General features: G+C 61.0%; 16 protein-coding genes. 5 read left to right on the top strand and 11 right to left on the bottom strand.

Going from position 1 to position 12,185, the window contains the following annotated elements; all coding sequences use genetic code 11:
• Nucleotides 1-49: 49 nt before the first annotated feature.
• Nucleotides 50-982: an SDR family oxidoreductase gene (locus LD110_RS01260; protein WP_225495785.1), complete on the bottom strand. Its 933-nt coding sequence runs from the start codon at nt 980-982 to the stop codon at nt 50-52.
• Nucleotides 983-1,325: 343 nt separating this feature from the next.
• Between LD110_RS01260 and LD110_RS01255 the strand changes: the two genes are divergently transcribed.
• Nucleotides 1,326-1,595 carry a hypothetical protein gene (locus tag LD110_RS01255; protein ID WP_225495783.1) on the top strand — a complete coding sequence of 90 codons (270 nt, stop codon included), beginning with the start codon at nt 1,326-1,328 and terminating at the stop codon, nt 1,593-1,595.
• Here LD110_RS01255 and LD110_RS01250 read toward each other — a convergent pair.
• Both LD110_RS01250 and LD110_RS01245 read right to left on the bottom strand, forming a co-directional pair.
• A complete protein-coding gene (locus LD110_RS01250) occupies nt 1,574-2,113 on the bottom strand; it encodes a hypothetical protein (RefSeq protein ID WP_225495780.1) in 540 nt (179 codons plus the stop codon). The two genes, LD110_RS01255 and LD110_RS01250, sit on opposite strands and share 22 nt — an antisense overlap.
• Before the next feature lie 457 nt (nt 2,114-2,570).
• The gene (locus tag LD110_RS01245) at nt 2,571-3,656 is read right to left on the bottom strand and encodes an AraC family transcriptional regulator (protein WP_225495779.1); all 1,086 of its coding nucleotides are present in this window, start codon (nt 3,654-3,656) and stop codon (nt 2,571-2,573) included.
• A 35-nt stretch (nt 3,657-3,691) separates the two neighbouring features.
• Here LD110_RS01245 and LD110_RS01240 point away from each other — a divergent pair, with 35 nt between their 5' ends.
• Nucleotides 3,692-4,507, top strand: coding sequence for a class I SAM-dependent methyltransferase (locus LD110_RS01240; RefSeq protein ID WP_225495778.1), 816 nt, complete (start codon nt 3,692-3,694; stop codon nt 4,505-4,507).
• Between the two features lie 111 nt (nt 4,508-4,618).
• Here LD110_RS01240 and LD110_RS01235 read toward each other — a convergent pair whose 3' ends face one another.
• Nucleotides 4,619-4,807, bottom strand: a complete 189-nt coding sequence (locus tag LD110_RS01235) for a hypothetical protein (RefSeq protein ID WP_225495777.1) — start codon at nt 4,805-4,807, stop codon at nt 4,619-4,621.
• Between the two features lie 620 nt (nt 4,808-5,427).
• On the opposite strand from LD110_RS01235, the gene LD110_RS01230 reads away from it, so the two are divergent.
• The gene (locus LD110_RS01230; protein WP_225495775.1) at nt 5,428-5,886 is read left to right on the top strand and encodes a T6SS immunity protein Tdi1 domain-containing protein; all 459 of its coding nucleotides are present in this window, start codon (nt 5,428-5,430) and stop codon (nt 5,884-5,886) included.
• Between the two features lie 6 nt (nt 5,887-5,892).
• On the opposite strand, the gene LD110_RS01225 is transcribed toward LD110_RS01230, so the two are convergent.
• From LD110_RS01225 to LD110_RS01210, 4 genes are read right to left on the bottom strand one after another with little or no spacing between them, the layout of a single operon-like run.
• Complete coding sequence (locus tag LD110_RS01225; RefSeq protein ID WP_225495773.1) at nt 5,893-7,365, bottom strand: Fis family transcriptional regulator; 1,473 nt, start codon at nt 7,363-7,365, stop codon at nt 5,893-5,895.
• Nucleotides 7,358-7,711 carry a helix-turn-helix transcriptional regulator gene (locus LD110_RS01220; RefSeq protein WP_225495771.1) on the bottom strand — a complete coding sequence of 118 codons (354 nt, stop codon included), beginning with the start codon at nt 7,709-7,711 and terminating at the stop codon, nt 7,358-7,360. The genes LD110_RS01225 and LD110_RS01220 overlap by 8 nt, the downstream gene beginning before the upstream one ends.
• Entirely contained in the window at nt 7,704-8,423 is a 720-nt protein-coding gene (locus tag LD110_RS01215) for a tyrosine-type recombinase/integrase (RefSeq protein WP_225495769.1), read from the bottom strand. The genes LD110_RS01220 and LD110_RS01215 overlap by 8 nt, the downstream gene beginning before the upstream one ends.
• Nucleotides 8,324-8,788 (bottom strand): phage integrase N-terminal SAM-like domain-containing protein, encoded by a 465-nt coding sequence (locus LD110_RS01210; protein WP_225495767.1) that lies wholly within the window; start codon nt 8,786-8,788, stop codon nt 8,324-8,326. The genes LD110_RS01215 and LD110_RS01210 overlap by 100 nt, the downstream gene beginning before the upstream one ends.
• A 272-nt stretch (nt 8,789-9,060) precedes the next feature.
• On the opposite strand from LD110_RS01210, the gene LD110_RS01205 reads away from it, so the two are divergent.
• A complete protein-coding gene (locus tag LD110_RS01205) occupies nt 9,061-9,435 on the top strand; it encodes a hypothetical protein (protein WP_225495765.1) in 375 nt (124 codons plus the stop codon).
• A gap of 186 nt (nt 9,436-9,621) precedes the next feature.
• Here the strand turns inward: LD110_RS01205 and LD110_RS01200 are convergent, their stop codons facing one another.
• The gene (locus LD110_RS01200; protein ID WP_225495763.1) at nt 9,622-10,209 is read right to left on the bottom strand and encodes a VOC family protein; all 588 of its coding nucleotides are present in this window, start codon (nt 10,207-10,209) and stop codon (nt 9,622-9,624) included.
• Between the two features lie 477 nt (nt 10,210-10,686).
• On the opposite strand from LD110_RS01200, the gene LD110_RS01195 reads away from it, so the two are divergent.
• Entirely contained in the window at nt 10,687-11,433 is a 747-nt protein-coding gene (locus LD110_RS01195) for a hypothetical protein (RefSeq protein WP_225495761.1), read from the top strand.
• On the opposite strand, the gene LD110_RS01190 is transcribed toward LD110_RS01195, so the two are convergent.
• Complete coding sequence (locus LD110_RS01190; protein WP_225495759.1) at nt 11,330-11,740, bottom strand: SRPBCC family protein; 411 nt, start codon at nt 11,738-11,740, stop codon at nt 11,330-11,332. The genes LD110_RS01195 and LD110_RS01190 overlap by 104 nt on opposite strands.
• 9 nt (nt 11,741-11,749) lie before the next feature.
• Nucleotides 11,750-12,139, bottom strand: coding sequence for a hypothetical protein (locus LD110_RS01185; RefSeq protein ID WP_225495758.1), 390 nt, complete (start codon nt 12,137-12,139; stop codon nt 11,750-11,752).
• Between the last annotated feature and the right edge of the window lie 46 nt (nt 12,140-12,185).

Here is a 12,185-nt window from a genome sequence, read left to right as displayed (position 1 = left end):
GTCTCTGGTGGCTGGCGCCGTCGTTGGCTTTTTCGATGCAAATTCCTCGTTACCGCTTGATCGTGTGGCCCATGCTTGTCACGAGACGGCTGATGGCGTCTTCCGCTGTTGGAACACCGCCAAAGACTTCCAGCTGCCGCGTGATGTTGGCAACGTACCGCCCCGTCTGGAACCAGTCGATCATGGCACTGAGGTCTTTTGCCATTGGATTGAACGGTCCCAGCACGGTGCCCAACGCTCGGATAACGGCGGCTGGGACACCCCGGGCACGGATCGATTCCCCAAGGAGGCGACTGGAAATATCCGCAATCTCCTGCATGCTGACCGGCCGGTCCCAGCCGATGTCAATTCGTTCCCCGTCGATCCCGGGAATATCCACAGCGGAAGCCAGGCATCCGGCAAGGTCCGACGTGAGCACAAAAGTCATCGGAATTCGGGCAGATCCGAACCACGTAAGGCGCCCTTTGGTGAACGGGTCACCGCCAAAGCGGCTGAGCTGGTCCAGGAATGCTCCCGGGCGCAGGGCGACGAATGGAACGCCCAGCTGTTCCAAGCGGTCCTCGGTGAGTTTCTTGTGCCAAAAATGGGGCACGTCTGGAGTCTGGTCGCATGTGAGGATGCTGGTCAGCACGAACCTTCGTATGCCGGTGTAGCTGGCTGCCTCTACGAGGTTGCGGTTGCCGACTGTGTCAATGGTGGGAGTGTCTCCCTTGCTATGCCGCGTGTAGCCGGCGGCGGACGTGACGACGCTGTCCGCCCCTTCCATGGCGTCCCTTAAGGAGGCCGGGTCCAACATGTCGCCGCGGACGACTTTGACACCGGCTGATTCCAGGCGGCTTGCGTCCGATGCCGGGCGGACCAAGGCATGGACTGATTTTCCTCGGGCCAGGAGAGCAGACACAACCTGCCCTCCCAGCCAGCCAGTGCCGCCGACGACCAGTACCGGTTGATTGTTGTTCATCGATGCCTCCGGCTGATGCATTGAAGCTCCCTTTTAGGCAAGCATTGGGCAGCTCGGCATAAACGTAAAGGGCAATGTGATGTTTGACTATGCCCCAGCTGGGGAGTCCTTCGAGTGCTGGGCTCCCAGGGGTTGTCATTTGCTTGTTTGACATGGTCTTGTCCCAAACCCTCATAAAGGTTTGCGACAAGCCACGGGATATCTCCACTCACGGCGACGTCGAAGACGGTGCGCGAAAAGTCCCAGGGCTGCTGCCTATTCAACTGGCATGCCCGGGCAGCCATAGGGCGGGAGTAGCATCTGGGCGGCAACCATATCGAGTCGTGTCTCGGACCGGACCTGCTTCGCATGCTTGGATAGCGGCATGCCGATTCTTCCGAGCACAGAGAATTCACTCTTAGTCCGTACGAGCTTCGCCGATGCCAAAGCCTGGGCCGATGCACTTTCCGTTGTTCTGACTGAAAACGAAGACGGTTTCCGTGCCTACTTGGAAGTAGTTGACAGTAATGCCTGGGAAAACGCCGATTGGGAGCAAGTCTCTGCGAAGAACCGCCGCACGTGCTCTTCAAGCGCCCCGCAGACGTCGTCGCAAGGGGGAAAGTCGGCCACGGGCTACACGCAGACCCAGCAGTAGAGACGTTTCCCTGATGCTTCGGCCCGACGGGCAAGGCGGGCCAGCTCCTTTAGAAAGGCAGCAAGATCTCGTGGATCAGCCGCGTTCCAGAACTCCTCGGTCTCCGACCACGGGACTGCCGCTTGCTCAAGAACTTCGTCACCGGCTGCGGCGAGGGCCGACGAGAGGGAGCCGGTGAGTGTCAGCACGAGACGCTCACCGCCGTCTCGGATTGCGACGGCGTGACCGCTCCGAGGATCGTCAACGATATCGTCGTATGCTCGGCCGGTAATCAGCTCCTCGAGTGTTCCGAACTGCACGACGGGATCAACATTTTTCAACGACACTGTGTCGTAAACGACAAGCTCGGGGTCGGTGCCGGGCCCGGGTGCCGGTGCGCGTTTACGTCCGAACAGACCGCCGCGCTTTAACTGCTGTAGCTGCACAGTCGACTGGGATCCAGGGCCGCCTGGGCGGTCGATCACCGCTGCAGCTTCCTCGTCGGACCCAGCAGAGAAGTAGTCAAAGAGAACACCCATGGGGACATTTTCCACGACTTAGGAGGGAATTCTCCGCCCTTGCTGAGTCGATAGCGTGTCTTTCGATGATGGTGGGGGAGTAGCCAGTTGCTGTTGGGTGCACTGCTGTCTGGTCATGGGTTGGGGGCAGCAGTCCATCAGCAGATTAGGGATCTTCCTCCTGGAACGCCGATCAGCGGAGTGACTCTGAGTTGATCTTGGCTAACGGTTTGTGAAGCGCGCTCTGCTGCCCGGCCATATAGCGCATGTATGTGGCGGCTGAGCTGGCGCAAATGCAGCACCATCTCGATCTGCGCATGAGAACAAGCCGCTTCTGACTACGGAAACACATCGACGGCCGGAGTTCTCGCACCCACTTCCACTCCCGTTGATAACTGGAGAAGCGATGTGTGGACGAGCGACGAGTTGCCGTCCGTCGGCGCCTCGGCCCCGTCGGGTTGGCACCGTACTGCCGAAGTTAGCTGGATACGGATGGCCGGCTAGCCGAGCGTCCTGTCCGCCACGCACTGGGCGACTGTCCGTTGGCTTGCTTGAACGCCCGGCTGAACGCTTCCTCGGACTCGTACTCGATGCGCCTCGCGATTGCGGCGACCGTCATTTCCGTGGTGGCGAGCAGGTCCTGAGCGACGCGCATGCGCCACTCGTTGACGTAGCGGATCGGAGATAGGCCGAGTACCTGGCGGAAGCGAGCGTCGAGCGATGACCGCGACACCGCCGTCTTCCTTGCGAGGTCCTCGACGGTCCACCTGCGCCCCGGTTGCCCGTGGATAGCCTTCATCGCGGGGGCGAGCACCGGATCACGTACGGCAGCGAGCCAGCCCCGGTCAGCCCCGGGCGCGGTTGACAGATAGATGCGCAACACCTCGATGATCAGCATCTCCGGCAGCTTCGTCCGGCGAATTCCCCCGCCCCCGGGAGTTTGCTTGAGGGCGTAAGCGATGCTGGCGTCGAACCACGATCGGGCGGGGCCGTCTGTAGCGCGTACGACGAACGCGGGCGGAAATGCCCTCAGGTCAGGGTCGAACAGTGGGTCCTCGGAGTACAGGCACCCGCAGACGATATCCGTCCTGGAGCCGCCCCCTCCGTAACAGAGCGTCGGCATCCCGTTCCACGGCGGCGGGGGAACGACGGTCATGGCCGACGTCGGCTCGACCGGGTCCTCACCACCGACAACGAACTCGTCGCCGTACGGAAGCACGATTACCTCGCCGGCCCTGGCCCAGGTGCGCTCCCCGCCCTCAGTCGAGACCCAACAGCGTCCCGATGCCACGACGTGGAACACGACTAGGCGCTCGGCGCCCGGATGCATCATCGAGGCGAACGCGGGGCCGCCCAAGTCGGACAGCGCCCAACGTTCGGTGAACTCGCAGCGCATGAAGATGGCGCCCTCGAGGCGGATGCGCTCGATCGCGTCGTTCAGCGACTCCACGGGTTCGCCAACTCCCTCGTTCATCTCCCGACCAACCTCGGCGTCTTCATCAGGTATTTCGGTTTCACCGTCATGGCCGGTAGCTGAGTTCGCCACCACGATTAATCGTGTCATCAGTCCCGCGAAAACGCCATCTGGAGGTGGTCGAGATGCTCAGCACGACTACGGATTTGTGGAAGCAGCACGGCGGAAACCCCATCGAGAACTACGACCGGTTCTTCGTCCCAACGATCGGAACCGCCTGGGCCAGCGCCCTGCTCGATGCGGTCGGTCTGCAGCCCGGTGAGCGGGTACTCGACATCGCATGCGGCACCGGTGTCGTAGCTCTCCGCGCCGCCGAACAGGTCGGGCCGAGCGGATCTGTATCCGGCCTCGACCTCAGCCCCGGAATGCTCGAGATGGCGCGTGCGAAGAGTGCCAAGATCGCGTGGCACGAGGGGGACGCGGCAGCACTGCCGCTGCCCGATGGCGCCTTCGACGTCGTCGTCAGTTCGCTCGGCGTGCAGTTCGTAGAGGACAAGCAATCGGCTCTTCGCGAGATGCACCGCGTCCTCGCGCCCGGTGGGCGTGTCGCCATTGCAACGGTCGGGCCGACTCCGCCGCTGTTCGCGGTCCTCGAGCAGGCGCTCGCGCGGCACGTGTCGCCCGAAGTGGCCGGCTTCATGCGCGCGGTGTTCTCGCTGTACGACCCGGAGCAGATCCAGACGCTGGCGACGGACGCCGGGTTCGACGACGTTGACGTTCGGTCGAAAGTATTGACCGTTACCCTGCCCGCCCCGGCAGAGTTTCTCTGGCAATACGTCCACAGCACCCCCCTGGTCGCCGCCATCGCGCCGCTCGACGACGCGCGGCTGGCCGCACTGGAGCATGACGTCGTGGCCGGATGGCAGTCGTTCGTGAGAGGCGGGGGGTTGGTGTTCTACGGGAACGCCGTCCTCACGACGGCGAGGCGGCGCAACGGGTAGACCTCCCTCTCTGCTCCCGATGGGCAACAGCACGGCAGCCGTGCTTGCATCCCGCTGGACCGCGGCCATCCGGTCATTCCGCAATGAGTGCGTCCCGCTCTTTGCCGCAGGTCAGGCACGACCAGCGTCGAGTCTGGCCTTGATGTAGCCGACGTAGTTGGGGACAGCGCCTCGGGAGTGAAGTTCGATGGTGGCGGGGGAGTAGCCGAGGACTTCGGTGATGATCGCGGTCGGCGCGAGCTTGGTCAGCTCATGGAGCGTGCCAAGACGAGCGGCACGGACTCCGATGGTCGTGCTCAACTGGTCCGCAATGTATCCGGGTTCAAGATGTCTGCAAGCGGAGTAGCCGGGGAAGACCCAGTTGGGATCCAGCCGTCTGGCGGTTCTGAGTTTCCCGCGGCGAGCCGCCGAAAAGGGCTCCTAAAGCCCGGATTGGCGGCGAGTTCTCGCCATGGCTGGGCTAGCCGGTCTGGTAGCGCGATCTTGATTGTTCCGAGCTGAATGGTGACTAGTTCGTCGATGACCGTGGCGTCGTCCCAGGTTAGGCGTGCGATCTTTTCGGCCTGTTGTCCGAAGACGAGGATCAGGATCGCTGCGGCTCGGTTGCGTGTCTCTAGTTTGTTGTCGTGGATGAAGCGCTTGGTCTTGTCCTGGCTTGGCGAGTCTGGGCTGGTGCCGCGGCCGCGGAACGATGGTGAGCCGAGACGGGACCTGCGGAAACGCCTGATTCGTCATGGAACGGGAGTTCTCGCATCCACTTCTACTCCCATTGTTTAACTGGCATGCGCGGGTATTCATGGGCCGGGAGTAGTGGACGCGCCAGACTTCAATGCTTGGGGATGTTGGGCAAGTCCGTTGAGTTCTGCTGAGGTCGGCCTGTCATTGAGATTGTGCCGTGCCCGCTCCGGTAGGGTCTGCGTATGGAGCCCATAAGACGCTTTTCAGCTGAGAACTACGCGGCAGCGCTTGAGTCGTGGTCGTTTCTTGAACTTTCCGATAAGCGGCCGTTGTTCACTTCACCCTTTGGCGATGTGTTCTTTGAATGTCAGGACGGCTTCTGGTTTTTGGACCTGCTTGCTGGTGAGTTGAGCCGTCGCTGGGAGACTGAAGGTGACCTCAGTAGCTCTTTGAATTCCCGAGAGGGCCAGGATGAGTACCTCATGATCGGGTTGGCCAGCGAAGCTGAAAGCGCCGGCCTTCGACCTGGTGAAGCTGAGGTTTACAGCTTCCGGGTTCCTCCGGCACTTGGCGGTGCGGTGGATCTGGAAAATGTCGAGATGAGCGACTTCGTCGTCGCCATCAATATTGCAGGGCAGATCCATCAGCAGATCAAGGATCTCCCGCCCGGAACGCCGATTAGTGGCGTGTCTCTGAATTGATCGTTCTTATCTCCCCGTAGGAGAGCGGCGAACGGCCGCCATGTACTGGGCATACGCAGCGGATGAATCTACTGCGTGGCGTTCGATGGTGGTAGGGGAGTAGCCGAGGGTTTCGGCGATGATGGCCACGGGTGCGAGTTTGGTGAGTTCGTGGAGGGTTCCGAGTCGCGCGGCTCGGGTGCTGAATAGCTTGCTGAGGCGTGTTGTGAGGTGTCCTGGGTGGATGTGCCGGCCGGGTGAGGTTCCGCGGAACACCCAGTTGGTGTTGGGGTGTGAGGCGGTTAAGTTGTGGCCGGGGTTTGCGGCGAGTTCCCGCCAGGGCGCATCTAAGGGGTCAGGCAGTGCGATCTGGATCGTTCCCAGCTGGATGGTGACCAGTTCTTCGGTGACGGCAACGTCATCCCAGGTTAGGCGCGCTATGTTTTCGGCCTGTTGGCCGAAGACGAGGATGAGGATCGCGGCGGCCTGATCGCGTGCTTCAACTTGTCCGCCGGCGTGGAGCACGCGGTTGAGTGCTTCATCCTGCCCTGTCTTGTCGAGTTTGGCGCTCGTTCCCCGACGATGCGGGATGATAGCCAGTCCTGCAGGAGCGGCCTTGGCCTTGATGGCCCATTTCAGGAAGTGTTCAGCGATCCGCCTGGTGGTGGGTCCTTCTGCCTGCCAAAGGTCGAGATGAGTCTGGGTCAGCCCGGCCAGGTTGGTGCCGTGGCCGGTGAGCCAGTTGAGCAGGTCGATGGCGACGGTCACTTGCTGCTTGGCGCGCAGGAAGGTGCCACGGGTGACTTCATCCATCTGGTTCATCCGTCGTAGGTGGTGCCACCGGATGTAGCGGCGGATGATGTCGCGGTTCTCAGGGTTATTGACCCGGTCTAAGGCCTGCGCTGACCAGTTCTCGTAGCGAATGCGGAGCTCGTCGCGGCGGGGCAGCACGCCGTGCTCGGTGAGGAGGCCGCGGACGTATTCGCGGGTCCGTGAGTCGGGCAATTCGTCGAAGCTGTCATGCGTGATCTTTGGTGCGACGGCGAGGTTTCGCAGGAAGGCGGTGACGTGCTTTTGCTGTATCCACGTGATGCCGCTGTTGGCGCGTTTCATCGACTTCAGTGCCGTGGCGAGCGGAATGAGTTCGGGTGCCACGATTCCGCGCGACGGGTCCGTGAGCAGGTCGTCAACAACGGTGGCGAGGACGCAGCTCCAGCAGCGGCCGCCGCTGTGGAGTTCGTCCTCTGCCCCGCAGGCCTCGCAGTCTATGTTGAGCCGAACACCGGAGCACTGGCGGCAGGCAGGCTGTTCATCGATGAGGCCCGGCAGGACGCCTTCGTGTCCGCAGGCGCAGGTGCCTTTGGTGCGTTTTGCCTGTTGATAGCAGTAGCCGCAGATTCCGCCGTCGGGCCATCGCGCGACGGTTTGGTGGTGCTGGCTGCAGCGGGCGCAGGGGACTGGCCAGCGGATGGGATCCTCTGGCTTGCGTGGCCTACTCACCGTCCTCGGGACTGACGAGTCGGATGCGCTTGGCGATCGGGTTACCGGGCTGGATTCCGATGTCTTCGCTGCGCTGTGGTGCATTCGCCGTCGCCGCGGCGCGCATTTCCACGAATGGTTCGAACAGGTCGTTTGGCGTGCAGTCCAGGATGTCGCAGAGCGCCGCGAATGTCCTGGCCGGGATGCGTTCCGGCGCTGCAGTGACCAGCCTGTAGACCTGGCTCTCGGAGAGATTGATGCCACGGGACTTCAGGAGGGGCATCAGTTCGGTGGTTTTCCAGAGGTTGCGCTTGGCCATCAGGGCCCTCAGGTTCCAGTGGTAGCCGATCCGGCGCTGTTCAGGCATCTGGGTCCTCCAAGTTCGCGATGCGGCGTGCAATCATCTGCTGCACGGTTTTCTGCTTGAAGTCCGACGATACCGAGGTGTAGAGCCCGGTGGTCGAGGCGTACGAGTGGCCGACCTGGGTTTGCACGAACGCCGGGTCATAGCCGGCTTCGATCAGGTGGGTTACGTAGGAGTGCCTGAGGCAGTGCAGTCCCAGTTCCTTCGGGAGCCCGACGGCGTCACGGGCAGTTGCGAAGGCATCCCCGAAAGAACCGAGCGACATGCGGGCGCCACGCTCGCTCGGCCACAGCGCGGAGGACCGGTCAGCCGTGGGAAACTTCGCCCGCATGCCGGATGTCCAGGTCCTCAACTGGTCCACGACCCAGTCGAACTCCGGGACGGTCAGGACAGTCCGCCGCCTGGGCCCGGAACCTGCCGTGCCTTTGGCGAAACGGACCTGGAGGGCGCCGTAGCGGCCATACTCACTGACATGGGGATTGGGGCCGAAGTCTTCCAAATCCAGCATGGTCATCTCACGTCGGCGAAGCCCGTAGGCGTAGCAGACCTTGAAGGCCACCGAGTCACGAAACATGGGCAGCCAGCGTTTGGTGCCGGCCTCATATTCACGGTCGATCAGATCATCGATGTAATCGAAGAGCCGCTGCAGTTCCGTCTTGGTGAATGACCGCCGCTGCGCCGGGACGGCGTCGTCGGGTGCCTTGGCATGTTCCACTCGAAGCAGATCTGGCTTGGAATATCGCCGAAAGTACGTTCGCAGAACTCACCCCATCCATAGCCGGGATGCGTCAGGTAGGCGCAGAACATCGCCACGGCATTGCTGTACGACCGCAAGGTCTTCAGGCTGATCGGCTTCTCACCGGAACGCAGCTCAGCCAGGAAATCCTCAATGTCCGCCGGACCCCATTGCCACGGGAACTCACCCGTGAACTTCTGGAACCGTTCCAGCAACTGGCAGCGCTGTTTGATGGTCTGGGTCGTGAGCCCGCGGGCCAGCATCTGCGCGCGCCAGCCATCGAGCATGGCCGTGAAAGCCCGTTCATCAGCCCTGAACAGACCGATGTCCGGGTCCACCAGCATCCGCGGAACGAAACCCGGAACGGCACCACTCACTGCAACCCCTAAACCATGGAAACATGCATTAGATGCAGGAAACCTATAGCTTCAGCGCTCAACGCCGCAAATCCGGACAGCATCACTTGGATTCGCCCACATGAGAAAACCGCATCTGACCTGCGAAAACGCCCAAAACGCCAACAGCCGGGAGTTCTCGCAGCTACTTCTACTCCCGTCCTTTAAGCGCCGATAATCCACATTATGTCAAGTAGAACAGTGATTATTGCATTCGATGCATGATTGCCCCTCCTCTGTCCGCGAGCATCTACCGAAACTGCGTTTTCCAAGGAGTTCGCTTCAAGGGCCTGGGGGGATTCACTATGATGGCTTCCCGCTTCGAAAACTGCACCTTCATCCGCTGCAAGTTCAACGGACACAGGGCTTACGACGCCGACCTCGTCAACTGCAAATTTATCGGGAAGATCGACGGCTGCATCTGGTACGGAACCGTGCCGGAATACCAACACGACGCCGGCCGGCGCAACGAAATCATCAACAACGACTTCAGCGAAGCCACCCTCACCGACAACATTGGCTGGCGTGGAAATTTCGACATCGACTCCCAGATTTGGCCACTCGGAGCAAAGCCGTCAGTTCTTGATCAAGGGTGACCCCGCGGCAAGGACCACCCAGTCAGTATCGAATAGTTCCGAATCGAATAATCACCGTTGCCCCAGTAATACATCTGACGCACGATCGCTCCTACTCCGCGCTCCCCTGTGTCCGGTCAGTCCTTTTCGAGGTACTGCATCGGTGGGAAGACGAGGATTTCGACTTCCTCCAACCGCCCGCTCCGCTCAGCGCGGCAGAGGGTTCGGGCCAGTCGCCGTGACCAGCCGCTGCGGGACCCAAGCGTCGACATGGTGGATGCCGTCGAACGTCCCGCCCTGCAGTTCGATCACCGAGCGCAGCGAGCGGCGGTGGAACTTCACGTGAGTGAAGTCCTCGAACAGGACGTAATACGGCTCGTTCCACTGGCTCTGGAACTGCTGGCCGGTCAGCGCCGCCCGATGCCGGAGGGAGAACGCGTCGACCTCCTCGCCGACGACCACGCCGAAGTGCTCCATGCCCATCTTGTAGACACGCTGGTGGACGGGCGGGATGAGCTCGATAAGCGGGATCACCTGGCCGTCGAGGACGCGCAGCGGCTCAGCGAGGAGGATCATGGACATCGGCCGCCCGTTCCAGACGTTCTCCACATTGGCGATGGCGTGGCGTTCGAGCAGGGTCCGCAGGTGGACATACTGGTCCCACTCCGGCATGCGGACGGCGAGGTGGCTCAGCTCGTACGGCGCGATGTCGATGCCTCGGGCAAGCAGGCGGTCGCGCTGCTGCGCGGCGAACGCCCGATAGTCTCCGATGATGTCGCCCACCGGTTCGGTCATCGCACTCCTCCTCTCGGCCGCCATCTTGCGACGGAGCAGGACGGCTCTCCACACGATCCGCCTAAACACGTCCTCAGGCAAGTGGTAACTGAAGTATCTTCACGAACTGCACAGGATGACTGCGTGATCATGTAGACCTAAATCAGGTCTTCCGCTTCGTCCGCTACGCGCCCGGCCCCTGCGATCCCACTCATTCCGTTGTTTCTCTTTGCTCAAACAAGTGGGACTCTCTTGATGCCTAACCATTGTTGGCAAAGCAGTGGAATCGAATCATGCGGTCGGGGTTCCCGAAAGGAGCCGGAGATGCAAACGCCCCTGCTGTTCGAACTGAAAGGCACTGCATAGGCTTTTGAAATGACGGAATCTCGCCAATCTGAGGAACCCACCCGGTGGCAGACGGGAGGCGGGTGCCTGACGGAATCTGTCGGACTCCGGAATTTGATAGCGTGTCCGTAGCCGTCATTAGCAGGGGGAACAGTGGGCAATTTCGAGACATCTGTCTTTGCCTCAGGGTCAGGGAAGAACGGTGAAACCACCGACTGGCAGCTCCGAATTTCTGTCCACGACAGCAGCTTTGCCGCTGTCGACTACCAGCATGATGGCGTCAAGGGTCGCTTCTATCTAGGATTCCAGCCACGGGATTACTTCGAGGATCCCACGGCAAGCGATCCCGTCGATCTTCAGGTCGAATCTTCCGGATTTTCGCGCTGGGCTTCTAACGTGGTCGGCACAAAGGTCGACCCCTCAGATTTGATAGAGATAATGGCAGCCGAGAGTGTCGATGAACCCGAGGACGTCTTCGTGGAAGACACTGTTGTTAGGCTCCTGAATCGCATTGGCATGCCTTTGCCCGGTTGGTTGCAATCTGAACAATCCTCTCCCCAGGTTGAAGGCCGAGATCAGGAAATCGAAAAAGAATGGGCCGCAGTGACGGCGGCAGTGGCGCAAGACCTTGAGACCATGACTAGTCGTGACTACCTTCTCATTACCTACGACATTGGGCGTCAGGACTACTCCGCGTACGGACAGTTCGCGCTCGATGATGGCGCCTTTCAATGCGAGGTTGTCTCCGATCGCTTCCTGCCGGCCGACGTATGGCCTATTGATGATGCTTACTTCCTCAACACCGGGTGGTCAGCGCCCGATCGCGGAAACCCCAACTGGTCCCGTCACCAGAAAGGATCGGCGGAAGCGGCCGCCACACCATATCCATGCGCCGGGTGATCCGCGACCCGTTGCCTTCGGCTTCTACCGTGAGCGTGGTGACCGGCTCGAACTTTCCCATCTTCTCGGTGATGACCACCCGGTGCGGGGGTTCATACGCCGCGACTGTGCCGGTCCCTTCGGACAATCCCATGAACGGCTTGAACCGGGTCCTGAAGCTGGCCCCTGTCACAGGGGGTCCTAATGCGTCGTATTCGGCCTCCAGCATGTCTGTGTGCCACTGTGGGTCGTTGCGTATATCGGACACGAACGCGAACACTACCTGGGCCGGCCGGCCGATCCATTCACTGTTCTCGATGCTGATCATGGCTCCTCCTCAATGCACCGTGCTGCGTGTGAAGCCGGCCAAGCGTTCAGGAAGGTAACGCTCGGGCACTACCGGGTCAGACCAGGGCTCCAACAATTCGCTGAGCCGCTGGGACTTTTCGCCGTAGTACTGCTCAAGCTCTATCGCTTCCATCCAGTCGAGGCCATTTGCGAGGTGCTTGCTGATCAACTCCATGTGTGTAGCCATGGAGTCGGCGTCGGGGTGGACCTGGACGCACGTCACCCGACCGGTAGCATCATCAATATAGAAGTTGAACGAGATTAGCCGCGGCTCGTTGGCCTCAATAAACTCGGCGTGCTCGGACAAATACTTCCTCGCCTCCCCTACCCTTCCTTCCTTTATCGTCCAGTTGCCGACGTACACGAATGTTCCGCTCATCGCCTTTCTCCTTTCCTTTCTCTCTTTCCTTTCTTTTAGTTTCTGC

The organism is Arthrobacter sp. M4, from assembly GCF_020251205.1.
Lineage (GTDB): Bacteria > Actinomycetota > Actinomycetes > Actinomycetales > Micrococcaceae > Arthrobacter.
Note: the sequence above shows the minus strand (reverse complement) of the source record. Positions and strands in the feature narration are given on the sequence as shown.

Coding starts and splice junctions, on each gene's coding strand:
- LD110_RS01260 (WP_225495785.1), bottom strand. CDS start 982: ATGCATCAGCCGGAGGCATCGATGAACAACAATCAACCGGTACTGGTC.
- LD110_RS01255 (WP_225495783.1), top strand. CDS start 1,326: ATGCCGATTCTTCCGAGCACAGAGAATTCACTCTTAGTCCGTACGAGC.
- LD110_RS01250 (WP_225495780.1), bottom strand. CDS start 2,113: ATGGGTGTTCTCTTTGACTACTTCTCTGCTGGGTCCGACGAGGAAGCT.
- LD110_RS01245 (WP_225495779.1), bottom strand. CDS start 3,656: ATGACACGATTAATCGTGGTGGCGAACTCAGCTACCGGCCATGACGGT.
- LD110_RS01240 (WP_225495778.1), top strand. CDS start 3,692: ATGCTCAGCACGACTACGGATTTGTGGAAGCAGCACGGCGGAAACCCC.
- LD110_RS01230 (WP_225495775.1), top strand. CDS start 5,428: ATGGAGCCCATAAGACGCTTTTCAGCTGAGAACTACGCGGCAGCGCTT.
- LD110_RS01220 (WP_225495771.1), bottom strand. CDS start 7,711: ATGCCTGAACAGCGCCGGATCGGCTACCACTGGAACCTGAGGGCCCTG.
- LD110_RS01210 (WP_225495767.1), bottom strand. CDS start 8,788: ATGCTGGTGGACCCGGACATCGGTCTGTTCAGGGCTGATGAACGGGCT.
- LD110_RS01205 (WP_225495765.1), top strand. CDS start 9,061: ATGATTGCCCCTCCTCTGTCCGCGAGCATCTACCGAAACTGCGTTTTC.
- LD110_RS01200 (WP_225495763.1), bottom strand. CDS start 10,209: ATGACCGAACCGGTGGGCGACATCATCGGAGACTATCGGGCGTTCGCC.
- LD110_RS01190 (WP_225495759.1), bottom strand. CDS start 11,740: ATGATCAGCATCGAGAACAGTGAATGGATCGGCCGGCCGGCCCAGGTA.
- LD110_RS01185 (WP_225495758.1), bottom strand. CDS start 12,139: ATGAGCGGAACATTCGTGTACGTCGGCAACTGGACGATAAAGGAAGGA.